This window comes from Streptomyces sp. NPDC050485 (assembly GCF_044458185.1).
GTDB lineage: Bacteria > Actinomycetota > Actinomycetes > Streptomycetales > Streptomycetaceae > Streptomyces.
In genome coordinates this window covers 70675-95547 of the sequence record NZ_JBITHR010000023.1, presented here as the reverse complement: position 1 = coordinate 95547, position 24873 = coordinate 70675, and the positions used below count along the sequence as shown (strand labels likewise).

Annotated in this window: 19 protein-coding genes and 2 pseudogenes; 12 read left to right on the top strand and 9 right to left on the bottom strand. The window is 69.8% G+C overall.

Annotated elements, in window-relative coordinates; all coding sequences use genetic code 11:
* Window positions 1-109: 109 nt before the first annotated feature.
* Genes ACIBK6_RS33735 through ACIBK6_RS33720 form a run of 4 tightly spaced genes read left to right on the top strand, consistent with a single transcriptional unit; the run spans window position 110 to window position 4993 of the window.
* Complete coding sequence (locus ACIBK6_RS33735; protein WP_399055801.1) at window positions 110-1663, top strand: ABC transporter substrate-binding protein; 1554 nt, start codon at window positions 110-112, stop codon at window positions 1661-1663.
* Window positions 1660-2631 carry an ABC transporter permease gene (locus ACIBK6_RS33730; RefSeq protein ID WP_399055799.1) on the top strand — a complete coding sequence of 324 codons (972 nt, stop codon included), beginning with the start codon at window positions 1660-1662 and terminating at the stop codon, window positions 2629-2631. Before ACIBK6_RS33735 ends, ACIBK6_RS33730 begins: the two co-directional genes overlap by 4 nt.
* On the top strand, window positions 2628-3476 hold the full coding sequence (locus ACIBK6_RS33725) for an ABC transporter permease (protein WP_399055797.1): 849 nt from the start codon (window positions 2628-2630) through the stop codon (window positions 3474-3476). Before ACIBK6_RS33730 ends, ACIBK6_RS33725 begins: the two co-directional genes overlap by 4 nt.
* Window positions 3473-4993, top strand: coding sequence for an ABC transporter ATP-binding protein (locus ACIBK6_RS33720; protein WP_399055795.1), 1521 nt, complete (start codon window positions 3473-3475; stop codon window positions 4991-4993). Before ACIBK6_RS33725 ends, ACIBK6_RS33720 begins: the two co-directional genes overlap by 4 nt.
* Window positions 4994-5279: 286 nt before the next feature.
* On the opposite strand, the gene ACIBK6_RS33715 is transcribed toward ACIBK6_RS33720, so the two are convergent.
* Window positions 5280-6116, bottom strand: a complete 837-nt coding sequence (locus ACIBK6_RS33715; RefSeq protein ID WP_399055793.1) for a class I SAM-dependent methyltransferase — start codon at window positions 6114-6116, stop codon at window positions 5280-5282.
* A gap of 165 nt (window positions 6117-6281) precedes the next feature.
* Between ACIBK6_RS33715 and ACIBK6_RS33710 the strand changes: the two genes are divergently transcribed.
* On the top strand, window positions 6282-7295 hold the full coding sequence (locus tag ACIBK6_RS33710) for an Lrp/AsnC family transcriptional regulator (protein ID WP_399055791.1): 1014 nt from the start codon (window positions 6282-6284) through the stop codon (window positions 7293-7295).
* A gap of 424 nt (window positions 7296-7719) precedes the next feature.
* On the opposite strand, the gene ACIBK6_RS33705 is transcribed toward ACIBK6_RS33710, so the two are convergent.
* Complete coding sequence (locus ACIBK6_RS33705) at window positions 7720-8955, bottom strand: hypothetical protein (protein WP_399055788.1); 1236 nt, start codon at window positions 8953-8955, stop codon at window positions 7720-7722.
* A gap of 231 nt (window positions 8956-9186) precedes the next feature.
* Between ACIBK6_RS33705 and ACIBK6_RS33700 the strand changes: the two genes are divergently transcribed.
* A complete protein-coding gene (locus tag ACIBK6_RS33700; protein WP_399055786.1) occupies window positions 9187-10473 on the top strand; it encodes a hypothetical protein in 1287 nt (428 codons plus the stop codon).
* Window positions 10474-10512: 39 nt separating this feature from the next.
* A pseudogene (locus ACIBK6_RS33695) lies at window positions 10513-10761 on the top strand (ArsR/SmtB family transcription factor); the annotation flags it as partial.
* Between the two features lie 68 nt (window positions 10762-10829).
* On the opposite strand, the gene ACIBK6_RS33690 reads toward ACIBK6_RS33695, so the two are convergent.
* From ACIBK6_RS33690 to ACIBK6_RS33675, 4 genes and pseudogenes are all read right to left on the bottom strand, one after another.
* Complete coding sequence (locus ACIBK6_RS33690) at window positions 10830-11528, bottom strand: hypothetical protein (RefSeq protein ID WP_399055784.1); 699 nt, start codon at window positions 11526-11528, stop codon at window positions 10830-10832.
* Window positions 11529-11548: 20 nt separating this feature from the next.
* Window positions 11549-13033 (bottom strand): hypothetical protein, encoded by a 1485-nt coding sequence (locus tag ACIBK6_RS33685; protein ID WP_399055782.1) that lies wholly within the window; start codon window positions 13031-13033, stop codon window positions 11549-11551.
* Window positions 13034-13215: 182 nt separating this feature from the next.
* Complete coding sequence (locus ACIBK6_RS33680) at window positions 13216-13596, bottom strand: helix-turn-helix domain-containing protein (protein WP_399055780.1); 381 nt, start codon at window positions 13594-13596, stop codon at window positions 13216-13218.
* Window positions 13593-14742 (bottom strand): annotated as a pseudogene (locus ACIBK6_RS33675) (site-specific integrase). Before ACIBK6_RS33675 ends, ACIBK6_RS33680 begins: the two are co-directional and overlap by 4 nt.
* A gap of 896 nt (window positions 14743-15638) precedes the next feature.
* Between ACIBK6_RS33675 and ACIBK6_RS33670 the strand changes: the two are divergent.
* The 4 genes from ACIBK6_RS33670 to ACIBK6_RS33655 all read left to right on the top strand — a co-directional run bounded on the left by ACIBK6_RS33670 (window position 15639) and on the right by ACIBK6_RS33655 (window position 19006).
* On the top strand, window positions 15639-16343 hold the full coding sequence (locus tag ACIBK6_RS33670) for a DUF2993 domain-containing protein (RefSeq protein WP_399055778.1): 705 nt from the start codon (window positions 15639-15641) through the stop codon (window positions 16341-16343).
* A gap of 302 nt (window positions 16344-16645) precedes the next feature.
* On the top strand, window positions 16646-17488 hold the full coding sequence (locus tag ACIBK6_RS33665) for a hypothetical protein (RefSeq protein WP_399055776.1): 843 nt from the start codon (window positions 16646-16648) through the stop codon (window positions 17486-17488).
* Window positions 17489-18026: 538 nt separating this feature from the next.
* The gene (locus tag ACIBK6_RS33660; protein ID WP_399055774.1) at window positions 18027-18260 is read left to right on the top strand and encodes a hypothetical protein; all 234 of its coding nucleotides are present in this window, start codon (window positions 18027-18029) and stop codon (window positions 18258-18260) included.
* Between the two features lie 620 nt (window positions 18261-18880).
* Window positions 18881-19006 carry a hypothetical protein gene (locus ACIBK6_RS33655; protein ID WP_399055772.1) on the top strand — a complete coding sequence of 42 codons (126 nt, stop codon included), beginning with the start codon at window positions 18881-18883 and terminating at the stop codon, window positions 19004-19006.
* Window positions 19007-19103: 97 nt separating this feature from the next.
* On the opposite strand, the gene ACIBK6_RS33650 is transcribed toward ACIBK6_RS33655, so the two are convergent.
* The 3 genes from ACIBK6_RS33650 to ACIBK6_RS33640 form a co-directional block, all read right to left on the bottom strand.
* Window positions 19104-19895: an alpha/beta fold hydrolase gene (locus ACIBK6_RS33650; protein ID WP_399055770.1), complete on the bottom strand. Its 792-nt coding sequence runs from the start codon at window positions 19893-19895 to the stop codon at window positions 19104-19106.
* A 512-nt stretch (window positions 19896-20407) separates the two neighbouring features.
* Window positions 20408-21604 carry a macrolide family glycosyltransferase gene (locus tag ACIBK6_RS33645; RefSeq protein WP_399055768.1) on the bottom strand — a complete coding sequence of 399 codons (1197 nt, stop codon included), beginning with the start codon at window positions 21602-21604 and terminating at the stop codon, window positions 20408-20410.
* Window positions 21525-22523, bottom strand: coding sequence for an IS630 family transposase (locus ACIBK6_RS33640; protein ID WP_399055766.1), 999 nt, complete (start codon window positions 22521-22523; stop codon window positions 21525-21527). Before ACIBK6_RS33640 ends, ACIBK6_RS33645 begins: the two co-directional genes overlap by 80 nt.
* A gap of 619 nt (window positions 22524-23142) precedes the next feature.
* Between ACIBK6_RS33640 and ACIBK6_RS33635 the strand changes: the two genes are divergently transcribed.
* Window positions 23143-24687, top strand: a complete 1545-nt coding sequence (locus ACIBK6_RS33635) for an AMP-binding protein (RefSeq protein ID WP_399055764.1) — start codon at window positions 23143-23145, stop codon at window positions 24685-24687.
* Window positions 24688-24873: the final 186 nt, after the last annotated feature.

Below are 24873 nucleotides of genomic sequence, written 5' to 3'. Positions count from 1 at the left end.
GGTGTAGTTAGCCTAACCTTTGTTGACTCGGCCTCCTCGACGGAACAACACCTTATGCGATATGAAAGTCATTACCAATAACCTCGTCTGAACTTCTTCGGAGGCCCTCATGTCGCCAACCCGTCGTGACCTGTTGCGAGCGACCGGATGGGCGCTCGGACTCGCCGGCGCGGGAGCGCTGATCGGTGGATGCGGCGGCGGGGCCGCGGGCGGGGCCGTCGCGCAGACGACGTCCTCGACCCCGCGGCGCGGTGGAACCTTCCGGGTCGTGCTCACCGGCGGAGGCGCTGCCGAGTCTCTGGACCCGTTCGCCGGCGGCTCGCCGAGCGACTACGTGCGCAACGACGTGATCTACGAATCGCTGTTCACCCTCCACGACGGCAAGCCGGCACCGCTGCTCGCGCTCACCGCCCAGCCCGCACCTGACGGGAGGTCATTCGTGCTGCGGCTGCGCGATGGCGTGCTCTGGCACGACGGCTCTCCGTTCACCGCAGCCGACGTCGCATACAGCCTGCGCTACATGAGCGACCCCGCCAGGCCGTATCCGAGCGAGCTGTCGTCCTACCTGGACACCAGGGGCGTCACCACGACGGACGACCACACCCTGCGCGTACCGACCAGACAACCCGTCGGCGATCCCGCCGTGATGCTCGCCGCGTTCCCGGCCAAGATCATCAAGAACAACGCGGCGAACTTCGCGCCCACCACGGCGGTCGGCACCGGCCCCTACCGGGTCGAGGCCTTCGAGGCCGGGCGTGAAGCACGCCTGGTGCGCTTCGACCGCTACTGGGACGGCGCCCCCCTCGCCGACGCCATCGTCCTGTCGAGCCTCGCCGACCCGCAGGCCAAGGTGAACGCGGTCCTCACCGGGCAGGCCGACTTCGCCGCCGACATCCCGTTCACTGCCGCCCGCACCGGAACCAACAGCTCCGCACTGGAGATCCGCCGGACCGACGCACGCCACCGGACCGGCTTCGGCTTCGTACTCAACGCCACCCGCCCGCCCTTCAACGACCCGCGGGCACGCAGGGCGATCCGGCTGGGCATCGACCGGAAGGCCCTGGTCGACACGGTCCTGCTCGGCAACGGGAGCCCTGGCAACGACCTGTTCGGCGCCGGCAGCGAGTACTTCGCACAGCGCGAGCCCGTCGCCAGGAACCTCGACGAGGCAAGAAGGCTCGTCAAGGAGTCCGGCGCCGACGGCGCGGAGATCAGGATCCGGTCGGCGGAATGGGAGATCGGCTACAACTCCTCCACCCAGCTCTTCGCCGAGCAGATGCGGGAGATCGGACTGAACGTCAAGCCGGACATCGTCTCCGTCCCGACCTTCTTCGACGTCAAGGCGCTGGCGCAGGCGCACGGCATCGTGTTCTCCATGGGCGCGCTGCCCCTGCCGGTGATCTACGGACGAATATCGGCGTACCCGTCCCTGGCCATGCCGGACGCCGCGATCACCAAGGCGGTGTCGACCGCGATCGGCGACACCGACGAGGCGCGGCGCCGGAGTTCCTGGAACGAGGTACAGGACGCCATGTTCGATCGCGGTAACACCGTGGTCTGGGGTCTGGCCGACACCTTGTCGGTGGCACGGAAGAACGTCGCCGGAATCGGGACCAGGGTCGACGCCAAGTACCCGTACCTCGGCAAGGCGGGGCTGGCGTGACGGCATCCGCCGTTCCCCTGCTGCGCTACCTCAGCGGCAGGCTCGCCACCAGCGTGCTGGTGCTCGTGCTGCTCTCGCTCGTGGTGTTCGTCGGAGTGGACCTGCTGCCCGGTGATCCGGTCGCCGCCCGCCTCGGTACCACCGCGACACCCGAGCGGATCGCCGAGGTCCGCGCACACCTCGGGCTGGACCGCCCGGTGCTGCAACGCTATGCCGACTGGGGCACCGCGCTGCTGCGCGGCGACCTCGGAACGTCCGCCTCGGGCCGACCGGTGGGGGCGATGCTCGGCGACCGGGTGGGCAACTCGGCGCTGCTGGCGGGGCTCGCGATGACCCTGCTCGTTCCGGTCTCGCTCGGGCTCGGCCTGCTCGCGGCAGCGCGCCACGGGCGCGCGACCGACCGCGTGATCACCACGGCGTCACTGCTGCTGGTGTCGGTGCCCGAGTTCGTCGTCGCCGGTGTCCTCGTGGTGCTGTTCGCGGTCGGCTGGCGCCTGCTGCCCGCGGTGTCTCTCATACCGGCGGGCGCCGGCCCGCTCGACTACCCAAGGACGCTGGTGCTGCCGGTGTTCAGTCTGTTCCTGGTCGGCTTCGCCTACTCGCTGCGGGTGATCAGGGCAGCAGCGGCGGCGGCCTGGCGTGCCCCGCACGTGGAATTCCTGCGGCTGTCCGGGATTCCGAGCCCGACGGCACTGCGGGTGGCAGTGCTGCCCGCGGTGGTGCCGGTCGCCGTGCAGGCGTGGCTGGTCACCGGCGTCGGACTGATCGGCGGCGCGGTTCTGGTGGAGAGGGTGTACGGATACCCCGGCATCGGAGAACTCCTGGTGACGTCCGTTCAGACCGGGGACCTCCCCGTGGTGCAGGCGCTGGCGCTGATCCTCGGCGCCGCGATGCTGGTCGCGCTGACGCTGGCCGACCTCGCGGTGCGCCTGGCCACCCCACGGCTGCGTACGGCGGGTGCGTCGTGACCGCCCGCGCACTCGTGATCGCCCGCAGCGGCGCCGGTGTCATCGTCCGCAGCGGCGCCGCCCGCCTCTGCGCGGTCGTGCTCGCGTTGTTCCTCTGCGCCGTCCTGTTCGGCCCGGAGCTGGCACCGCACCGGGCGACGGAGACGGTCGGCGTGCCGTACGCGCTGCCCGGCGAGGTCGGCCTGCTCGGCACCGACCACCTGGGGCGCGACGTGCTGTCGCGGCTGCTGCACGGCGGCCGCCCCCTGGTGCTGACCAGCTTCGCGGCGGCGGCCGCCGGATCGGCGGTGGGTGTGCTCGCCGGGCTGTCCGCCGCGCTCGCCGCCACCGGAAGACGGTGGCTCGCACCGGTGATCATGCGCCCGCTGGACGCGGTCGCCGCGGTTCCATCGATCCTGGTGGTGCTGCTGATCCTCACGGTGCTGCCGAATCGCGCCGGTCTGATCCTCTCCATCGCGGTGACCAGCGTGCCGCTGTCGGCCCGGGTGGTGGCCGCCGCGGCGGCCCAGGTCGCCGGGCGCGCGCACCTGGAGGCCGCGGTGGCACGCGGCGAGCGATGGCCGTGGATCCTCGGCCGCGAGGTGCTGCCGCTGATCGCCGGGCCGGTGATCGCCGACTTCGGCATGCGCTTCGTCTCCGCGGTCTACCTGGTCGCCGCCGCCGGATTCCTCGGACTTTCCACCTCGGATTCGGATTGGGGTCTGCTGGTCGTGGAAGCACTTCCGGGCGCGGAGTTGCAGCCGTGGGCGCTCGTCGCGCCGATGGCATGCGTGGCGGTGATCGCGGTCGGCGCCAACCTGGGTTCCGATGCGGTGGCTCGCCGGTTCAGAGGGGTACTCTCGTGAGCGAATCGCCCAACACCTCAGCACTGCTGGTGGAGTTGAAGGATCTGCGACTGCACGCGGGGAGCGTTCCGGTGCTCGACGGGGTCGACCTCACCGTGGCCGAGGGCGAGACGGTCGGCATCGTCGGCCCGTCCGGCTCCGGCAAGACCACCATGGGGCTGGCGGTCCTCGGGCACCTGCGCGAAGGCATCCGGCACGCGGGCGGCCAGGCCCGGGTCGACGGAGTGCCGGTACTTCCCGTGCCGCCGAAGGGACTTCGCGGCGGGACCGTCGGCTACGTGGGCCAGGACCCCGGTCTCGCGCTGAACCCGTACGCCCGCGTGTCGTCGATCCTGCTCACCGCCGCCGGCAGGCGCGGCCTGCCACGCGCGGAGCGGGCCGACCTGGTCGCCGCCCTGCTCGACCGGGTCGGCCTGCCGGGAGAACTCGCCGGACGTTACCCGCACCAGCTCTCCGGCGGCCAGCAGCAGCGCGTGGTGCTGGCCGCCGCCCTCGCCCGCGAGCCACGGCTCCTGGTGCTGGACGAACCGACCACCGCGCTGGATCTCCTGGCCAGGGCAGAGGTGCTGACCGAGCTTCGGCGGCTCAAGGAGCGCGGCGTCGCGCTGCTGTGGATCAGCCACGACCTCGATGCCGTGGCCACGCTCGCCGATCGGATCGTCGCCGTCGAAGCCGGCCGGATCACCACGCCGCGGGCGCCGGGCCGAACGCTGGTCGCCGCACCGTCCGTCGGCTCCACCGACCGGGAGCGAAGCGAGCCGGTGTTCAGCGCGACCGGGTTGGTCGCCGGCTACGGAGCGAACCGGGTGCTGCACGGCATCGACGTGACGGTGGCAGCCGGCGAGTGCCTTGCCATGCTCGGCGTCTCGGGAGTCGGCAAGAGCACGCTCGCACGGTGTCTCGCCGGGCTTCATCGGCCGTCGTCCGGCACGCTGGCGCTGTTCGGGGCCGAGCTGCCGACGGACGTCCGCAAGCGGAGCATTCCGCAGCGCGCGGCGGTGCAGTTGGTGGCGCAGAACCCGGCCGAGTCGCTTCACCCGCGCCACGACATCCGGACCACGCTGTCCCGCCCGTTGCTTCGGCTGCGCGGCATGCGGGACCGGGCCGAGCGGAACGCGGAGATCGACAGGCTGCTCGACGCGGTCGCCCTGCCCGCCGATGTGGCCGACCGCGTGCCGGGCGAGCTGTCCGGTGGGCAGCGCCAGCGGGTCGCCTTGGCACGGGCGCTCGCCGCCCAGCCCGCGGTACTGATCTGCGACGAGGTGACCGCCTCGCTCGACTCCGACACCGAGGCCGGGATCGTAGAGCAACTGGGCAAGCTGCGGGCCGAGTTCGCAGTGGCGATCGTGCTGATCACGCACGACGCCGACGTGGCCGCGGCCGCGTCCGACAGGCTCGTGGTCCTGTCGGGAGGCCGCATCACCCGCACGGGTGCGACCCACGAGCTGCTGCCACTCGGCGAGGCCCCCGACCGCCTGGCCGCCGCCCTTCTCGGGTACGCCTCGCAGCCCGCCTGACGGCACCGGCCGGACGCCGCGTCGGTCGGGACGGGCGCGGCGGGCGGCTCTCTCGGCTCGGGTTCGTCACCGACGCCGTCGTCACCGCGGCAGGAGCCTGACACTCCATCACCCGGCTGCCGATCGGCGGTGCCACGGACGCTCCCCCGGTGGCACCGCCACGTTCCGGCGGCCGGAGCCACCGGGCCGTCGTGCCGTTCATCTCCCCGTCCTGTCCATGCTCGGCCCGGCAGGGCAGGACATGGGCAGCTCCGCGATGGGGCGTGTGAGACGGCCCGTACCCGCGTTACCTCCTGCCGTGGACGAGGTAGCCCTGGGGGACGCCGGGGGTGCCCCGGGGAGCATCCGGGAACGGCCAGCGGCCCAGGGCATGGCCGGCTTCGCCGATCCGGGTCACCTCGGGCCGCCAGTGGCGCTCGGTGAGCAGAGTCTCGGGTTCCTCGATGCCGTAGCGCCAGGCCGCACCCCAGTCGGCGAGCAAGGCCAGCATCGGGCGCACGGAGGGGTTGTCGAGAAGGGACCGGCCGACGAAGTCGGCCAGCAGGTGGCTTCCCGGTGCGGAGAGCTCGGTGATCCGGTCGAGCAGTCGGTGCACATCGGCTGCCTCCAGGTACGGCGTGAGGCCTTCGGCCAGCCAGCAGGTGGGCTGATTCGCTCGGAAGCCGGCGGTCCGGAGCGCGCTCGTCCAGTCGGCGGCGAGGTCGACGCCGACCGGCCTGCGGGAGCAGCGGGGCGGCGCCGCTTCGGCGAGCAACGTGCCCTTGAGCCGCAGCAGTTCCGGCCGGTCCAGCTCGAACAGCGTGCTGTCGGCCGGGAGGTGGAGCCGGTGGGCGCGGGTGTCCATGCCGGCGGCGACCAGCACGATCTGCCGGATCCCGTCGTCGGCGGTGAGGCGGGTGATGGCATCGTCGTAGAACCGGGTGCGCACCGGGATCGTGGGAACCTCGCCTATCCGGTCGAGCAGAGCGCGCCCGGGATCACCCGCCAGCCTTGCGGCGAGCGGGTCGTCGAAGAGCCGGTCGGGGCGCGCCGACTCCCGAGCGCGCAGGGCGGCGGTCAGGCGTGCGGTCGCGGCCACCGGGTCGAGCCCGGCAGTGGTGGGCGTGTTTGTGGGCGAGGTCATGGCCGCTCCGGTCCGGTCGGTCATCGAAGGAATCCGTCCTCTTGTCATGCGCGTACTCATCGCTGCGGGCCGAGGTCTGTGTTCCCAGGCTTCCTCGCCCAATGCCCGCCAGGCGTCCAATCCGGCTCTCTTCGACGTTTTCCGACGTCGGGATAGCCTGGACTGGTGGATTCGGACACTCTCGACGCTCTCGACCGGCAGCTGGTACATGCCCTGCAGATCGACGGCCGCGCGCCGTTCAGCCGCATCGCCACGGCTCTGGGCGCGTCCGACCGGACAGTCGCGCGTCGCTACCACCGTCTGCGTTCGGCGGGCGCGCTGCGCGTCGTCGGCCTGCCCAACGCCCGCAGGCTCGGGATGGTCGACTGGTTCGTGCGCATCCAATGCACCCCCGACGCGGCCTTGGCAGTGGCAGCGACGTTGTCGGGACGTGAGGACACCTCGTGGGTCGGACTGGCCTCCGGCGGTACCGAGATCACCTGCATCACGCGGGCCCCTGGCGGCTCCCACCACGACAGCCTGCTGCTGCCGAAGTTGCCACGGACCTCACGGATCACCGCTGTCACCGCGCAGTGCCTGCTGCGCGCAGTCGCCGGGACGGCGGGCTGGCACGGACGCACCGCCGCATTGAGCGCCCAGCAGGCCGAGGACCTGCGCCGCCCCGAGCAACCTTCAGGGGACTCCTCGGCCGCACCGGCGTCACGGGACGAAACCCGGCCGGTCGAGCTCAGTGAGGCCGATCGTCGACTACTGCCCGTGCTGGCCAAGGACGGCCGTGCGGATGTCCCGAGCCTGGCCACCGCGACCGGGTGGTCCGAATCCACCGTCCGGCGCCGGATGGAGGAGTTGCGGCACGATGGTGTGCTGTATTTCGACGTCGAGATCGACCCTGTGCTGTTCGGTTTCAGCTGCGAAGCCGTGCTGTGGCTGACCGTCGCATCCGCCGAGCTGTCCAGGGTGGCCGGAATGCTGTCCGGCCACTCCGAGATCGCCTTCGCCGCGGCCACCACAGGCCCCAGCAACATGGTGGCGTTCGTTGTGTGCCGCGATGCCGACGCGCTGTACGACTACCTCGCCACCCGCATCGGTGCGTTGAGCGGCGTACTGCGGGTCGAGACCACCTTGGTCACCCGCCACGTCAAGCGAGCCGGCACCCTCCTCCCACCACTGGCCCGCTGACGGGTCGTCACGCCCGGTGCCCTGATCAGCAGATGCTGACGCCCCGTGGTCTCCGGAACATGGACCGTCTCGTTCCATCCAGGCTCGGCCACCGGCTCCAGAGCGATCGAGGCTGCGCCCACGTGGCCGGCGAAGTGCTCCATGACGACTGCGGTAACCGCGAACTCCATCGGCTTTCTCCGCCCTGGCCAGCCCGAAGCTGAACGTCGACTTCACCCAGCTCCGCGAACAGGAGCCGACCGCCTCCGGCTTCGGCACAGCTGCCTCACTCGGCAGAACCGGCCTTGGGGGCCAGTGGAGCAGCCGATAGCGGCTGCTCCACTGGCCCCCAAGGCCGGGGCCGGAGTAGGGACGCGGAGGGCCCCGCACGGAACCGGGAGGCCGGGGGCTCACGTGCGGGGCCGCGCTCACGGGGTGGGGGCCGTCAGACTCCGGTCAGGGTGTACGTACCCGTACCGTCCTGCCTGCCGCTGGAGTACTGGCGGATCAACTCCCCGTCCGCGTACCGGTCGTGGCCCATCATGGAGCCGGTGTACTTGTTCTGCACACCGATCTTCGAGCTGCCGGGTACGTCGCGGTAGATGTAGAACCGCTGGAGGTCGTCCTCCCCGCAGGTGGCCGTCGTCAGGTAGGCCTGCTCCTGGTTGGCGATGTCCGCCGGGATGGTCGCGCATCCGCCGTTGCCCCAGTTCCACAGGGACGCCTCGAGGACTCCGTTGTTCTCCGTCACGTTGCACAGGCGCCAGTTGTCCAGGTGGGCGCTGAAGAAATTAGATTCGCGCAGCCGGATGCCGTCATTGGCCAGGAGCGGTGCGCTCCAGTTCAGGGGCTTGCCGGGGACGTCGATCTTGTAGGCGCCGGGCTCGCAGTTGAGCGCGGCCTGCGCGCTTCGCCCGGTGGCCTTGGGCTGCCCGGCGGACGTGCCGCTGGTGGGAGCCGGGCGCTGCACGAGGCGGTCCTGCGTCTGCTTCGCTGTCGGGGCCACCGCACCCGCCGGGTGCTCGGCCCGCGCGGCGGGCGAGCCGCAGTCGAGGAGGCCCTTTGCCTTGGCCATGATGCTGTTGGCCGGCACCGTGTCCTCGCAGCGCACCGCGCCTTCCTCAAGGGTGGTGTAGGTGGTGAAGCTGCCGCTGCCGGGCCCCTCGATCCACTTCAATGCCCAACCACCGTCGCCCTGTTGGATGCGGTTGCAGTTGAGGCTTCCGTACGTGCCGGTGACCTTCTTCGTGCCCTTGTAGACGCCGTAGTAGCCGGGCCGGGAGAAATTCCACGTGACCGTGTTCGACTCGCTGCTGGTGGAGGAGTAGTTGACCTGAACGTTCAGGCCCAGGCTCGCGCCGACGGTGCCGAGGGTCTCGACGGCGAAGCTGCCCTGGACGTTGCCGTTGAGGCCGACGGAGACCGAGATGGTGGTCTGGGTGCTGGTGGTGACGCTCTGGTAGCCGGTGGTGCCCTGGGTGACGTACCAGCCCTTGAAGTGGGTGATCTCCGGAGTGACTTCGGTCGTCTTGATGTACGGGTGGCGTGTGCCGAGGTCGGCCGCCGTGCAGACGTCGCCGGGTTTGACCTGCGTGGCGGCGGCGGACTTCGCGGGTGCGGCCGAGGCCGGTGAGACGGCGAGGCCCACGGTGGCTACAGCGGCCGAGGCAGCACAGGCCATGAGCGCTCTGCCTATGCGGCTGACGGGTCTTGTGGGGCGCATCGTTGCCCTTTCCCCCTGGTCGTGTGTGTCTTGTCAAGGGGTGAACGTAGCGGCCACGGGGGTGGTGATGTGAGCCCGCAACGGGCCAAAATGATCACGGAGGGGCTTATTCCGCCCCTGGCGCGCACGGGCGCCGGACCGGTTCCATCCCTAACGGACCCGTACGCCACCGAACAGGGGGACCACCCTTTGAAACACGTCATACGGCTGCTCGCGGCGATAGCCTCGCTCGCCCTGACCGCAGTTCTCCTCGCCCTGGGCGTCTCACCGGCCGCCGCCGCACCGCTATCGGCGGCTCCCGAGGGCCACGGCACCTGCACGGCCACCACCCCCGGCTCCAAGCTCGCACGCCAGGGCGCGGCATGGACCTGCATCAAGGAGCGGCCCGTCACCGCCGGGGATCTCGCCCGTATCCGCGCCCGCACCGCCGCTGTCCCCGGGGTCGCCGCTGCCCCCCGGGACGGCGTCGACCCCGGGGACGACCCGGATGCCAGCCCGGAGGCGCTGTGCACCTCCAACAAACGCCAGGATGTCGTCTCCAACCGCCACGCCTACTGCATGCGGCACGGCATCGTGTACGCGCTTGAGAACCGCGCGGGTGACACGATCGGCACCGCCGAACTCCTGGTCACGGCCCGGTCCGCGCTGGACCCCAACAGCGTGAAGTGGCAGGAGAACATCGCCGTCTACTCTGGCAAGTACGACGGTGTTTCCGCTGTGAGACTCGCTCTGTCGTCGTCGTGCACCGCGTGCATACCGGGGCCGCCCGCCTGGGGCGGCGGGGCCATCGAGCTGCGCGCGGGCGAGGAGGACCAGACCGGACACCTCTCCTACGAGACCACTACCCGGGGCGGCGGCGAGCGCTCGCGCAGCATGATCGCTTACCAGAGCCAGACGGAGAGCCCTGACGCCGAGTACCCCATCCTCAGCTATGGGCAGTGGGCGGGCCCCTCGGTGGCCTGTGACGGTCTGGTCGGCAATACCCCCGGCTGCATCGCCACCGATAACCTGGCCAGGGTGGTCCTCAGCAAGTCCCAGTACGGGGCCGCCGCAGTGGCCTACGAATGGGCGCAGAACAACCTGAGCGACAACAACGCTATGGGCACCGCAAAAAGGCCGCTCACGCGTGACAGCGACAAGAGTCGGGCGGCCAGCAGGAGTTACTACACTTGCAAGGCTCCCCCGAAGCCCTTCGCAGCCGACCCCACCGTCGTGAACGATGAATGTGACGAGTTCCCCTTCGCCAGGACCAAACAGGGCGGCACGCTCGGCTCCCTGTGCGCGGAGATCATCCCCCGCTACCTGGGCGGCGGAGCATGGCGGGTAGATGTCGTACGTGACCAACCGGTCGCGCCCTGCATCAGGGCCCATGTCCCCTCAGACCAGAACCAGAACGCGGGGCGGTCCGTAGGCCGTCAGGTTCAGTCCGAGCGCATCCTCGAAGGCGAGGCGTACCAAGTGGCCATCACCCCCTAGGCGCCGCGCTTCCCTCCCCGGGCACCCGGGGAGGGAAGCCCCTGCTCGGTGAGCGATGTCGCCGAAGCCGTCGGCATGGAAGCCTCCGCCTGCTCCCGCCAGCTGCGCCTGCTGCGCAACCTCGGACTGGTCACCGGCGAACGCCACGGCCGGTCGATCGTCTACGCGCTCTACGACGACCACGCCGCCGAACTCCTCGACCAGGCCCTCTACCACGTAGAGCACCTGCGGCTCGGCGTGCGTGACGTCCCCGCCGCCGAAGCGACCCCGACCGCGGCCCGACGGTAGTTTCCCGTACCTCAACTACGCATGTCCGTCTGCCATCTGCGGCGGTGCTTGCGGGGGTTGTCGCCCGGTCAGCGAATGCAGGGCAGCGCCTTGTCCGGGTGTGCCGTGTGTACGTACTTCACAGCGATCTTGGGGTGGATGCCGAAGAGCCGGGCGAAATGGACGGGGTCGGCGCTTTCCTGGGCTTCGTAGAGGATCCGGTCGGCCCATACCTGGCGGGGCAGCAGGCCTATTTGGTCGAAGGCGGCCCGCAGAGCGCAGTAGCTGATCTGCACCGATGCCGGGTGCCGGTAGGTCTGTGCGGTGATGAGCAGGTGGGGGTTGGTGGCATGGGGCCACCGGCGGCGGCGCTCGCGTAGCCAGTCGGCCACGAGGCGGGTGCTCAAATCGTCGAGGTAGGCGGTATGGATGTGCTCGCCTCGGTGCACTGCCAGGGTTCGGCGGGCGAGATCGGCGTGGGCCAGGCCGAGACGGGCGACCTCGACCGCGCGCACGGCGTGGATGGCGACCAAGCCGACGATGAGCCGGGCGGCGGGCCCGTTGAGACGGTCCAAGGCTCCGGCCAAGCGGTCGCTGGACAGGGGCAGAGGCAGGTGGGTCCCCGCCGCGGCCTGTATGCCGGCGGTGGGGTTGCGGAAGATCAGCCGTTCCTGCTTGAGGGCGCGAAAGACGCTGCGCAGCACGCTGAGCAGTCCGCGGGCCACGTTGCCCTGGCGCTTGTCGAGTTCGGCCTGGATGTCGTCACTGGTGATCTGCCGCAGATCCATTCCGGCGGCGGACCAGGAGGTCAGAGTGGGCCAGGCGATGCGTAGGTAGCGGCGGATGAGCCGGAGGCCAGCTGGGGGGTGCGCGTAGCGGCCCCGGCCGCGCATGACTCGTACCCAGGCCCGCAGCTGGTCGGCCATCTCCTCGGGCAGCTGCGCGATCCGCTCGTCCAGGGCGCGTTCGTCATGGCGGTCGCGTCGCTCCGCGCCCAGATCCACGGCGGGGAAGTGGGCCGGGCGCTGGACATCGGTGAGCAACTGGGCGGGCGTCTCGCGACTTCGTCCGCCTCCAGCAGGGCGTGCTCGTCGAGAAGGGAGATCACTCTGCGGGTCGCGGCGGTTCCGGCCGTCACCGTGCCGGCCAGGGAGCGCACGTCCCGCTCGGGGATCGGTGTACGCGACCCCAGCCTGTCGAGCAGCGTGTGCAGGACCTGGGCCGCTCCTGCTGAGGTACTGCGCTTGTCGGCGGGGCAGGATCGCGGGTAGCGGGCAGTGAAGGCGTCCAGCAGCTCTTGCGCCGACGCCGGAAGTGGAGCCGTGACGGTGGCGACGAGCTGTTCGCGTTTCCACGTGCGGGCCATCGTGAACAGCGCCAACTGCCCCGCGACGACTGCCGGAATCTCCACCTGCTCCATCGGGGCGGGCGTCGTCAGGGGCCGTGAGCGAGCGCGCGAGAGTGGTCCCGACCGGTTGTGTACGACGAAGCCCAGCTCGCCGGCCCGCCGCTTGAGCTGATGCGCGAGCGCCCCGGCGAAGGCGAGCTGGGTGAAGGACGTCTCGGCTCTTCCGGCGCCGCACTCCCGCACGAAGGCAAGGCAGCCGCGACAGAGCCCCTCTTGACGTAGCGGCAGACCCTCTCTGTGGCAGCGAGGACAGTAGCCCATCGAGTAGCGACTGGTGTTGTGCCGCCATTCGCTACACCCGCGGCACCATGCTGTGGTGATACCCCAGCACCCGCAGTCCGCGCAGGCTCGGACCGGCCACAGCGTCGGCGGCGGAGCTGTACATGCGCGCAGCATCTCGGCCTGGGCAAGGAGTTCGGTCGCGGCTGCCTTCAACGGCAGCCGCACCTGGTCGAGCATCTCCGGCGCGACCAGATGCTCGCCCTCGGCATCCCGGATCGCCAGCGCGCACCGGATCAGCTGCATCACCATCTGCGGCCACGCCGCCGACAGCCCCGCACCTTCCGCCCGCTGCTCAGCCAGTGCGCGCAGGACCGCTTCCTCGGGCCAGGTCCGGGCACTGATCCGCCGGGCGTGGGCACGCTCAATACGCCGCCGGACGGCGAACAGGACCTGCTGGCCGGGCATCGCCGCCGGACAGATGCGCGGGTCGTCCACCAGGCGCCTCGCCTCGCGCGGCCCCAGGTACGGGAGGTCCGCACCACGCGGGCGAGGGAGATTTCGCGCTCCTTGCTGTCCGAGGCCGAGCACGTAGACGTGCAGCTGAACCGGGCCCGGGAAGACGGCGTCGATCCCCGCCCTGATCTCCTCGCGTACCGCGATCACACACGGACGGCACAAGCCGTCTCCGTCAATACGTTCGACCCGGTGGCACCGGACGCACCTTGCCTGGGCAGGCCGTTGCTCAAGCCAGCCGGCACAGCTCCAGCACACGCCCCCACGCAACCGGGGAACGCCCCAGTCCAGACACAGTGCACACTGGCGTACGACCGACACGATCTCCGCCCTCAGTTCGGCGGCCGCAGCCGGCGCGGGCCTTCCCGCCGGGGCACCGGGCGCACCGGTCCCGCCTCGCCACCGCCCGCACGCTCCTGCTCCTGCTCGTGCTCCTGCTCCTGCTCCTGCTCCTGCTCCTGCTCCTGCTCCTGCTCCTGCACGTTCTCAGCCGCTGCGACCGGCTCGGCTTCCAGCAGGTCGGCCACTGTGCAGTCCAGCGCCGCGCAGATCTTGTCCAAGTCGTCCAGCCGCACCGTGACCGGGGTGCCGCCCCACAGGGCGGCGACCTTGCTCAGTGACGGCGTGAACCCCACGGTCGCGAAAGCGGCCTGAAGATCCACCGGCCGCCAGATGTCTTGCTTGGCGGCCGCCCAGCACAGATTCCACTTCACCGTAGACTCCCCCTATCCGCGACTAGCCGCTGCCCGGCCCGCGCCGCCGACTCTCGCCAGAGCTCCGCGTGTTCCGGGTCGGCCTGAGCCGTCGCGAGGTAATTGACTGTCGTAGTCGTCCAGGTATGTCCGAGTAGGCGCTGTACCTCCTACAACGTCATCCCGCGTTCATAGTTGTGGGTGGCACACGCGTGCCGGAGCAGATGCGGAAACAGTTCCTCCACCGGCCCCGGCAGATAGGCCCGCGACGCCGCCTTCAGCGCGCGGCGGAACGTCGCCGGCACGATCGCCGGAGCGATCGGCATGTTCAGTGCCGCCACCGGCTTCGGCAGCCGCTCGGAAGGAAATAGCGGCGCCCCAGGGTGTTCGGGATCGTCCCGGAACAGGCCACGGACCTCCTCCACGAACCACCACAACAGCTCGCGGCCCTCCTCGAAGGGGAACGCTTCCCGCGGGCGGGGCCCCGCCCCCGGGCCCCCTTGCCCCGCACGACGAACCGGCCCCAGCGGCCTGACTCCCAGTGCACGTCCCCCAGCGCCACACCGCACAACTCCGCGGCCCGCACTCCGGACAGATACGCGATTTTCGCCATCACGTAGTCCCTGCACGCCACCGCCTCCTTGCGGGCCTGGGGCAGCGCCTCCCGCCACGCGGCGAAGAACTCCCGCATAGCCCGCTGCGACGGCGGCACCCGAAGCCCGAAGTCACCCCGGTGGCGCGGCCGGTTGAACGCATCGACCGGCGACTCCACGACCGTGCCGAATAACCGGTGGATCTCCCCGGCGTACCGCTGCTCCAGGAACGCAAAGTACGCGTCGATCTTGTTGATCTCGCGCGCACCGTGGTCCGGGCCCGCTTGCCCGGGCCCGCGAAGTAGCGGTCCAACGCCGTCGGCGTTAGCTGCCACGGCACGAGGTCGTAGTGCTCGCACACCTCGATCACCGGCTTGACCAGCTGGTCGATCGACGCCGGCATCAGCCCGGCCGCATCCCGCGCCCACTGATACCCCGCCAACGTGTCGAAGAAGTACGAGCGCTCGTCCCGCTGGTCCGACCGGCCCGATCGGTAAGTGTGAAGAGAGAACACCTCCGCCAAACCAGCGGGCTGACGTCCAGAAGTCAGGGAACGAGTTTCGGATTCCCCCATGAGCCCACAGATTACGAGTGTCAGTCACAGATTCTGCGAGTGCTTGCCGGAATCTCACACCGTCGTAGGACGCCTCGAACGTGGGTTGCCCGCCTGCTGACCTGCCTCGATCACACCCTCAACGACGGGTCCGGAACCCGTGCGCACTCCAGTTATGAATACCGCCGAGAGGTCGTGCGCGCGGCGCCAGGCCGCCGTACGGGCCGTGCGGCGAACTCCATCCGGCCGCCTGGGTGCGCGGCGCAGATCCCGCCGTCCAGCACCACCCGACCGGGAGGGCGAGCAGAGGCGCGGCGAGTTCGGGGAACTCATCCCCGAACATCCGGCACGGCCGGCGTTGTCAGTGGTCTCTGCGAGGCTTGAGCCGTGATCAGCCGCCCGGTGCGGGCGACGATGCAGGAGGCCTGGTGGAGAACAACAATGTGGTACCAAGAACGAAGGTGCGGGTGTCCGCCGTGTCATGCGACGCTGCGAGCACGGAGAGCCGACCTCTCGGATCCCTCCTGGGGTGAACTCCCCGATTCACATGGTCGGTCGAACTCAGCATCGGCTCCCAGGACCCCATGGAGTCGATCACGCTCCACATCCGCGGGACCGGCGACGACGTACTGGTCTGCGTCCTCCGCCTCGCAGACACTCTCGGCTGCACGGCACTGGACTGCTCCGCAGGAAGCTAGACACCGTCCCGCGCATCGCGTAATTGAGGCTGCCCGCCAGGGAGTTGCCCGCGCACAGCTCCCCCGGCACTGCCTCCGGGGGGATACGCCGCCGCCGGAGCCATCACGCGACGCGTCCCGGCGCCGCCACACCGCCCAACGGTTTGAACATGTTCAACCCGGGTGAGAGCATGCACCGTTCAGCAACATCAACAGTGCAAACAGCAAGGGGGATTCGGCGTGAGACGTCGATGGGTGAAGATTCTGGCGATCACGGTGGCGGTGCTTGCCGTGCTGTTCACGGCCGCCGACCGGATAGCCGTGCACTACGCGGACAACGAAGCCGCCCAGCTCGCCAAGAGCAAGTACGACTTCACCAACGCCACCATGGACGTGTCGATCGAAGGCTTCCCGTTCCTGACCCAGGCAGCCAACGGCACCTTCGACCATGTCTCCCTGACGGCCAGACAGTTCTACCTCTCCACCACGGGCAACCGGCAGGGCGGCTGGCTCGACATCAACCGCCTGCACCTGGACCTGCAGGACGTGACCGTGACATCGCTGACCGCGCGCAGCGCCCAGGCGAACCTCGCCACCGGCACGATGACCCTGACCTACAAGGACCTTTCCGACCTGGTGACCCGGCTGGCCGGCCGCGGCGGCAAACTCCAGGCCTCCCCCGCTGAAGGACCGGACGGCCAGGCAGCGCAGTTCAAGGTCACCGGCACGGCAGAGGGGGCCACGCTGAACAGCACCGCCACCCTGCTGGCACAGGGCAACGAGCTCTCCCTGACCGTTCCCGGTGCCGAACGGGCCACCGCCGCCTGGAAGATCAGCCTTCCCGAGAACATCGGCTTCACCGCGGCGCGCGCCACCCCGGACGGCGTCGAGATCAGCCTCACCGGCCACCAAGTCACCCTCGGCGCCTCACGCTTCAGCAGGTGAACCGCCCACGGACCGGCACTGCCTTCGGCGCCGCCGATGACGTACCGATGCGGCTGCCTGCCCGTGAACGTCTCCACCCACAACGACTCGGCCCTCAACACCCCACGCATCCACGGTAAATCCCCTGATCGCGGCCTTCCGCACCACACTTGAGAACGAGGAGGCCGTCGAGCAGCTGGACGAGGAACGCTTCGCGGCGGAGGAGGCGGCCAGGGTGGCGCAGGCGCAGGGGGCGATCTGGCCCCCGCGCACCGGTTCGGCCTGCCGTCGCGCCGTCGCCGCCGTGAAGTAGCGTCAGAGGCATGAACATGCCGCCTCCGTCGCCGCAGCCGGGTCCTTACGCTCCGCAGCCCCCGGGCCCGTACGGCACCCCGCCGTCCGGGCCGCCGGCGCCCGGCCCCTACGGCGCGCAGCAGCCCTGGCCGCAGCAGCCGTACCCCCAACAGGGATTCCCCCAGCAGCCGTTCGGGCAGCAGCAGGGCTGGGGAATGCCCCCGGTGGGGCCGCCTGCGCCGCGCAAGAACCGGGCCGGTCTGGTGATCGGCATCATCGCCGTCGCGCTGGTGGTACTCGGCGGTCTGGGATTCGCCGTGAGCAGGCTTGCCGGGGTGGCCGGGGGCTTCCCCGAGGCGAAGTACCGGCTCACCGTGCCGCAGACGCTCCTGAACGGGCAGTACACACTGGCACAGGACCTCTCGGACCAGGGCAGGGAGGGCCTCAAGAACGCCTCTCAGGCGGACGTCCGCGATCCGCAGCCGGCTATGGGCCAGTACTCGGGGGCCAAAGGCGACGGCACGTCGATGATCCTGTCCGGCATCTACGGCAGAGTGAAGACACCCGAGAGGCAGCGCGACAGCATGCTCCGGGGCGCCAGGGAAGCCGACGGCGCCACCACCGTGACGCCTCCCAAGGACGCCACCCCCGCCGGCTCGGACGTCAAGATCTTCTGCCAGGTCCTGACCAAGTCGCAGGGCGCCCTCAGCGTCACCTTCCCGATGTGCGCCTGGGGCGACAGCAACACCGTGGGAAGCGTGGGAGTCGTCAGCCCCGCATCAGCCGCGCAGCAACCCGCCGACGTCGATGTCGCCGGGGCGGCCGAGCTGGCCGTCAAGGTACGCGACGATATACGCAAACCGATCGGCTGAGGACCCAGGACACCTTCTCAACTTGGCGTTTGACTCGCTTTGTTCGAGGTGGGGATGGGGATGGGGCAGGTCGTGGTGGAGTCCATCAAGTACTTGGCCTTGACCTGGCCGGTGCCAGGACTGCGCTGAGCCACGTGCTGGCCGGTGAAATCTCGGGAACCCGCCCCGAGATGGAGCTCCTCGCCCGCAAACCCCCGGCAACACCGCCACCGGTGTCGCCGTCGAAGGGCGCGAAGACGGGGGCGAAGGGGGCCGAGGCGTTCAGGGCGCAGCCTGGCCACGTTCACGCAGTACGCCCAGCTGGATGCGGCCGGGTCGGCTCCCGCACGGTGGGTCGAGCGTCGGTGATCACCCTGACCCAGCTCATCCGGCCCCCAAGTTCCTCGTCCTCATTGGTCGAGTAGGATCCGCCAGCGGGAATCGGCCACCGCCCAGTGGTCACTGACGCCGACGGGCGACGGGCGATCGGGAGGGGCGGTTCCCAGCATTCGCGGAAGTTCAACCTCGGCCCATTACGCATGGAAAAATGGAGGCATTTGTGTCCCTGATCAGCAAGCAGAACATGGGCGAATCCGACAGTGATTGGTTCTACTGTCTGAAGCACCGGAGCGCGGAGCAAGGATGCAGCGAGTCGCACACGGATCGCCTCGGCCCCTTCCCGTCGCAGGAAGAAGCAGCGCACGCCCTGCAGTTGGTCCGCCGGCGCAACAACGAGTGGGTCGAGTCCGCTGAGGATCGCGCTCGCCACAAGGAAGATGCCGCACGGGGCTGAGCTTCGCTTGTGTCCCTGCACCGTGGTCGCTCACGGTTGGTTGGGAGATGTGCGGGACATGGAACGGCCATCGCGGGACTCTCCAGGTGGGTGAAGACCAGGGGAGGGCGCGATGGCCGTCGCTGTCAGTGTGCTCGGGCGGCGTGAGCCCACCAGAGGCATTCCAACCCGTCACGTTTCCAAAGGAGTTGGTGCGGCTTTCCGGTCCGACGAGCGGATGCTCTGTTTGAGCTGACCGACGGCCTGCTGCGCAGGGCCCGGTCATACGGTGTTCGCGGTGGATGTGGATGTGAGTGTGTGGGCCCCGCAGCGATGCCGAGTTCTCAGCGGGCCGTGGCTTCGCCCGTCAAATCCGCGGCCTGCCGCGACGGAGCAATTGTCAGTACTTGTGGATGCGCCTTGCCGACGTAGCGTCAGCGAACCGGAACGCTCGGCCTGCGGGCAAGGATCTGAATCCCCCGCCGATTCATGCCCATTCATGGCGGTAACTGCGATTCGGCGGACGTCAGCGATCTCGAAGTCTGCGAGCAGGGAGGGGAACCAGTCGCTTGGGTGGTGTCGGCAGACCGGCGCCCTGGAAATGACGATCACGCTGCCATGGCCTCGGGACGTTCGACGAGTTGGCCACGTTCGAAGCGGGCCCCGGCGCGGACGAACGGGACCACATGGGCGCCGGTGACGACCCGTCGGCCGGCTTGGGCGGACTCGCCCAGCTGAAGACCATCGCGAATCCGGCGGCGCGGTAGCTGACCCGCATCGCCGTCCTGATTTCCGCCGAGTGGCCAGGGGCTGTGCGCCAACCACTTGTCGCTTCCTCGACTCCGTGCAGCGTTCGGCCTCGGCTCACTGAACCAGGTGTCGCTCCAACGCAGCGAGGAATGCGTCCGGGTTCTCAAGGTGGCAGGCGTGATCGCCGGGCAGTTCGAGAACCCGGGTATCGGGCAGCCGTTCATCGAGGACGGCGACGACCCGCTTGAGCCAGTCGGTGGTCGCGGAGCCGTGGACCAGGAGTACAGGGCACCGGATGTCGGCGAGTTCGGCGACATCGCGGTCGGGCCGGTCGGCCTGCTCCGAGCTCCAGGACAGGGCCATCCGGTGCGGGACCCAGCGCGGCCAGGCGGGGTGGGCCCGGGCCTGGACCTTCGACGGCGCGAGTCCGGCGAGTTCGAGGAACTCAGCCAGGTCGTCCTCGCTCACGTCCTGCCCGGCCAGCGCATGCAGGAACTGGTTCAATCGGGCGACCTCCGGGTCGGACTCGCCGAGGCCGTCGAGGATCCAGTACGCCGCGGGCTCCACGAGCGTCAGCGTCCTCACCCGCTCCGGATGGGCCATGGCGAACTCGATGAGGGCTCGCCCGCCACCGGACCACCCCGTGAAGTCGGCCGTCTCGACCCCGAGGGCGTCCACGGTCATGAGCAGCGATTCACGCTCGATCGCCGCGGTGTACCCGGCGTCCCCGCGCTCGCCGGCCGAGCCGAGCTCGTTGTGGATCGGCTGCACCCTGACGGTCCTCCGTCCCGCCGACAGGACGTCCGCGAGCGGCGTCCACGACACCCATCCGGTCAGCCCGCCAGGCACCAGGACGAGCGGCGGTCCCTCGCCCTTCACCTCGTTGACCAGGACCCTCGGTTTCATCGTCCACCTCTGACGGGTTGACAGCAGATCCCATCAACGTAACCGCGATCCCGGCGTCGCGCAGAGGATGTCGGCCGGCTGGGTCGCACACCTCCGTACTGGTCAGCCCGCTTCAGGTCTGCAGAGCTTGTTCCGATGGGAGTCGTTCAGGGCAGAGGCGCGGTGGGTTCGTCGACGGGGTGGGCGGGGCCGTCGACCTCGACGTATGCCTCCCCTCGTGCCATGCGGCTCGGTGTACGCGATGAGGAGAGGGGGCAGCTCGTCGGTTTCCGGGGCGAGTTCGACCCGGTGGTCGCTGCCCCGGAAGTGGCAGCGGTGGACTCGGGTGCGTACGTTGCCCGGACCGGGCGTCACGGTGAGCCGCAGCCGGCGTGGTCTCAGGAGTACGGGTCCGCGGCGCGCCGCACCAGCGAGCGGGGCAGGCCGAAGCCGATGGCCGACCGTCAGGTGCGGGAAGAGGGCGCCGTCCTGCGGGACGTAGCCGATAGGGCGGCGCTCGGCACCCACCCGCGTCATGAGCCCACTCGCTCCTCCGCCAGCTGCTCCTCGATCAGATCCGCAGCCCGGCGGGTGCCGCCCTCGGCGCGCACCTCGGCCCACATCCATGCCGAGCCCGCGGCGACCCGTGGATCGCCGATGAGCTCCATCAGAGCCGTACGCAGCGCCGCCGCCGTGACGTTTGCGGTGTCGATCCGGCGGGCAACGCCCAGTTCGACCAGCCGGTCGGCGTAGAGGCATTGCTCGGCGCCGTGCGGTACCGCGATCACCGGCACACCCGCGTACAGGCACTCACTGCTGCTGCCAATGCCGGTGTGCGTCACACAGGCGTCCGCCTGCTCAAGGATCGTCAACGGCGCTGCCCACGGCCGCACTTCGAAGTTGGGAGGAATCCGTTCCCCCAGCTCGGCCGGATCGCTGCCACTGCCGATCTGGAGCACCACATGCCAGTCCGGAAGATCCGCGAAGGCAGCGACACACTGCTGGTAGATCTCCTGCGGCCCGGGGTGCACCGAGCCGGACAGCGACACCAGCAGCACCTTCTCCGCACCGGCCGGCCGCATCCAGCCGGCCTGCTCCTCGCCGGCGCCGAAGCACGGTCCGACGAACGTCACCGCATCGGCGTCGACCCGGTCCGCATGTGGCTGCATGGCTCGCGGGATCATGGCGAGCGCCCGCCGCGGCCGACCTGTGAACTCTTCCACGTTCGTGGTCACCGCACCGCATCGGGCCAGCCAAGCGGCGAACCGCGCTCGGTAGGCGGGACCTCCGGGCAGCCCGGCAAGTGCCGCACAGACCTCCTCCTGGGCGCCCTCCCAGGCCACGTGCGTCGGTGACAGCTGGACGATGCCGCGGCCCTGCGCCTCAGCCAGCGCGCGGGCCGCGTATGCGCCGGTGTCATAGAGGTAGAGGTCGGCGGGGGCGTCGTCGTACGCGGCGTGCAGCTGTGGCAGTACGGCCATCGCCTCGTCGAGGAAGAGGGAGGCGGCCGCGATGGGGTCCTGCGGCCAGTCGCTGTCGGCGACCGGCAGCGTGGAGGCCAAGCGGACCAGCTCGACGCCGGTGTGGGTGATCAGCTCGGCAACGTGGTCGGCGTTGGCGTACGTCACGCGATGGCCGCGGGCCACCAGCTCACGGATGATCTCCAGGCTGGGCAGCACATGGCCGACCACAGGCGTGCCGATCATGGCGATATGGGCAGGACGGGGCATATCGGGACTTCCTTGAATAGAGGTCTACGGAAGGGAAACGCTGAGGGGCGCAATGGGGCAACGCGGCAGTGCGCAACAGAACAACGAAGCACGCAGAGCCTGGGGCACTCCTGTGCGGACGCGCCTTGCTGTGGTGGACCGGATGTCGGTCGGCGATCACGTGGACCTTCCGTCCGGCCTGCCGGCCGAGCGGGTCGAGGAAGACGGTGAACACCTTCGCGGTGGACTTCCCCGTGAACGCGGTGAACCACAACGCGCCGCGGGAGGCGACCGCCGACATGATGTCCACGCGGAACCGTCGTCCGTCGACCTGCACGGTCGGGGTCTGTCCGGCCGGGGCCCACGAGCAGCCCGGCGGGGCGGTGTCCGAGCGCATCCCGCACTGGTCCGCCCAGGCCACGACGGCGCGTTCCGCCTTCGCGCGCTCGGCGATGGCGGGGTACTCCTCTTCGAGCCAGGCCGTGACCCTGTCGGGCTGCCGGCGGTAGGAGCGGCGGGCCGGGCGCTGCGGGGAAAAGCCGTACCGGCGCAGCCGCTTGCCCACACCCTGCTCGGTCATGGTGACACCGATGACCATCCGGATCAGCTCAGCGACCAGCGACCGGGTCCACATCGCGCCGCCGATCAGCAGCTGCTCGGGCGTGCAGTCGGCCATCGCCCGGAACAGCGCCGCACGGTCCTCGGCACCGATCAACTCACCGGGTCCAGAGCGGGACTTGACCGGCGCTCCGAGGGACTCTGCGCCTGCGGCCTTGAGCGTGCGCCACCAGGTGCCCACGGACCTCTCCGACACCCCGAACACCTCAGTCGCCTGCCGGTACGTTCGCACCTGCCCCGACTCCAGTGCGGCCACCACCCACAGCCGCACCACCTCCTGCCCGGCAGGCCCCGGGCGCCGCGCACCCCCAAGCTCGATCACACACCCTCAACGAGCAAGGCAACCAGGCAGTTTCGGTGCAATACGTTCCCGCACGTCGCTCATGGGAAGAGCCATAGTCTGATTGCGGCGGCGGTGACGGTGCCGTGGAAGACGTAGGCCCCCCTTGTCGTACCTCGTGGCCACGCCCGAACTCGAATGCGCCCGCAGGTCAGTCTTCGGGAGCGGGCCGTTCTTCGGCCAGAAGAAGCCTGTTGCCCCCGCGGCAGCGACAAGCCGGTGCCCCCCTCGTTGACCACGTCGCTCCCAGTGTCCGGTTCGCCGCCCGCCGGTTCGCGATCCACGCCGACAATCGCGGTCGCACCTGCACGGCACGCGGCCCGGCTGGAGCCGTCCGTCAACCCCGGTTCATCACGTTGCACACCTTGCACGATGTCATCGATCGGCACCGTGGGGTTCAGGCGCACTCGGGACACCCACCCCGACATCGCCACGGCGAACCACCACCGACAGAACACCGCAGGCCATCTGCTGAATCCACCCGGCTTGGAGATGTTGATCAAAAGGCGCTACGCTGGTTTTAGTTGCCTTTGGCAACCATACATCAAGGCTGCATCGCTGGAGCGCGTGACCAACACGCGGCCCTCAGGAGGAATCCGACATGTCATCAGACACCCAGGCTTTCCGCACGTACGTGGTGGAAAACCTCGACGCACTGGAGGGTGACCCAGGGCGCGAAGTCCTTGTACACCAGGAACGGCGGGTCACCGCAGGTGAGTTCCGTGATCTCGTCCATAGGATGGCGCGGGCGCTGCGCGCCCAGGGCATCGACCGCGGGCAGACCGTCACCCTGCTGTGCGGCAACCTGCCCGAGACCATCGCCGCGCGCTATGCGGCCAATCTGATCGGCTGCCGGGTCAACCACCTCTACAACAAGCTTGCGGCCGAGTCCCAGGCCGCCATCGTCCGCGATGTCGAGACCCGCGCCCTGATCGTCGATCCCCGTTACGTGGAACGGGCGATCGAGATCACCGAGTCGGCCCCGGTGCCGGCCGTCCTCGTGCTCGGTCCGGCGAAGGTGGGCACGGACCTGCTGGACCTGGCGGCCGGGCAGTCGGCCGAGCCTCTGCCCAGCCCGGCGCAGCCGGGGGACGTGTGCACCATCCGTCACACGGGAGGCACCACCGGCCATCCCAAGGGCATCTGCACCACCCACGAGCAGGTGCAGGCGTTCCGCGGAGCGACGGCGGACCCCGACGAGCAGGCGCCCCGGCTGCTGGTGTGCACCACCCTCGCGCACGCCGCAGGAATGATCGCCGACTCCGTCCTCCGCGGTGGCGGCTGCGTCGTCCTGCTGGAGGAGTTCGACCCCGCCGCCGTTCTCGACGCCGTCGAGCGCGAGCGCATCAGTCACCTCTTCCTGCTGCCGCCGCTGCTGTACCAGCTGATGGACCACCCGGACTCGTCCGTGCGCGACACCTCCACGCTGCGCAGCATCTCGTATGGGGGCTGCCAGTCCTCGCCCGCCCGCATAGCCGATGCCATACGGCGCTTCGGCCCCGTACTGGTCCAGTTCTACGGCCAGAACGAGGCCGGCGGCATCAGCCTGCTCACCCCCGAGGATCACGACCCGCAGCGCCCGGACCGGCTGCGCTCCGCGGGAAAGGTGCTGCCCCAGGTGGAGGTGGTGATCCGCAACGAGACTGGCCGCGACCTGCAGGCGGGTGAACACGGCGAGATCTGCGTACGCTCCGCCATGCTCATGAAGGAATACTGGAAGCAGCCCGAGCTGACCGCCGAGGTGCTGCGGGACGGCTGGCTGCACACCGGGGACATCGGATTCCTCGACGACGATGGCTACTTGACCGTCGTCGACCGGCTCAAGGACATGATCGTCGTGGTCGGCGGCCATGTGTACACCACCGAGCTGGAGGACCTGCTCAACTCCCATCCGCAGGTCCTGCAGAGCGCCGTCTTCGGGATCCGTGACGCCGACAACATGGAGCGGGTGCACGCCGCCGTGGTCCCCCTGCCCGGCAGCGGAATCGACGGGCAGCAGCTGCGCGACCTGGTGCGCGAGGAGCGCGGTGCGATGTACGAGCCGGCCGACATCACGTTCGTCGACGCGCTGCCGCTGACCGACGTCGGCAAGCCGGACAAGAAGCAGCTGCGGCAGCGGGCCGAGCGGGAATTCCGCGCAGCCTGACACCGCGAGGCGGCGGTTCGCGGAGGCCGGTGCGGTCGCGCCGCACCGGCCCTCATCCCTGCGGGGCCGCCGTCAGTCGAGCGCGGCCAACTGTCCGGGTCGGCCGGCGTAGCGACTGCGACTCGTCGTGCCCACCACTGCCCCGCCCCCTATGAGAGCAGCCTCAATTCAGCGAGCGCACATGGG

What these genes read in the sequence shown, in the direction of transcription:
- ACIBK6_RS33735 (WP_399055801.1), top strand. Translation starts at nt 110, where the DNA reads ATGTCGCCAACCCGTCGTGACCTGTTGCGAGCGACCGGATGGGCGCTC.
- ACIBK6_RS33715 (WP_399055793.1), bottom strand. Translation starts at nt 6,116, where the DNA reads ATGACCTCGCCCACAAACACGCCCACCACTGCCGGGCTCGACCCGGTG.
- ACIBK6_RS33705 (WP_399055788.1), bottom strand. Translation starts at nt 8,955, where the DNA reads ATGGCCTGTGCTGCCTCGGCCGCTGTAGCCACCGTGGGCCTCGCCGTC.
- ACIBK6_RS33690 (WP_399055784.1), bottom strand. Translation starts at nt 11,528, where the DNA reads ATGGATCTGCGGCAGATCACCAGTGACGACATCCAGGCCGAACTCGAC.
- ACIBK6_RS33665 (WP_399055776.1), top strand. Translation starts at nt 16,646, where the DNA reads ATGAACATGCCGCCTCCGTCGCCGCAGCCGGGTCCTTACGCTCCGCAG.
- ACIBK6_RS33650 (WP_399055770.1), bottom strand. Translation starts at nt 19,895, where the DNA reads ATGAAACCGAGGGTCCTGGTCAACGAGGTGAAGGGCGAGGGACCGCCG.
- ACIBK6_RS33645 (WP_399055768.1), bottom strand. Translation starts at nt 21,604, where the DNA reads ATGCCCCGTCCTGCCCATATCGCCATGATCGGCACGCCTGTGGTCGGC.
- ACIBK6_RS33635 (WP_399055764.1), top strand. Translation starts at nt 23,143, where the DNA reads ATGTCATCAGACACCCAGGCTTTCCGCACGTACGTGGTGGAAAACCTC.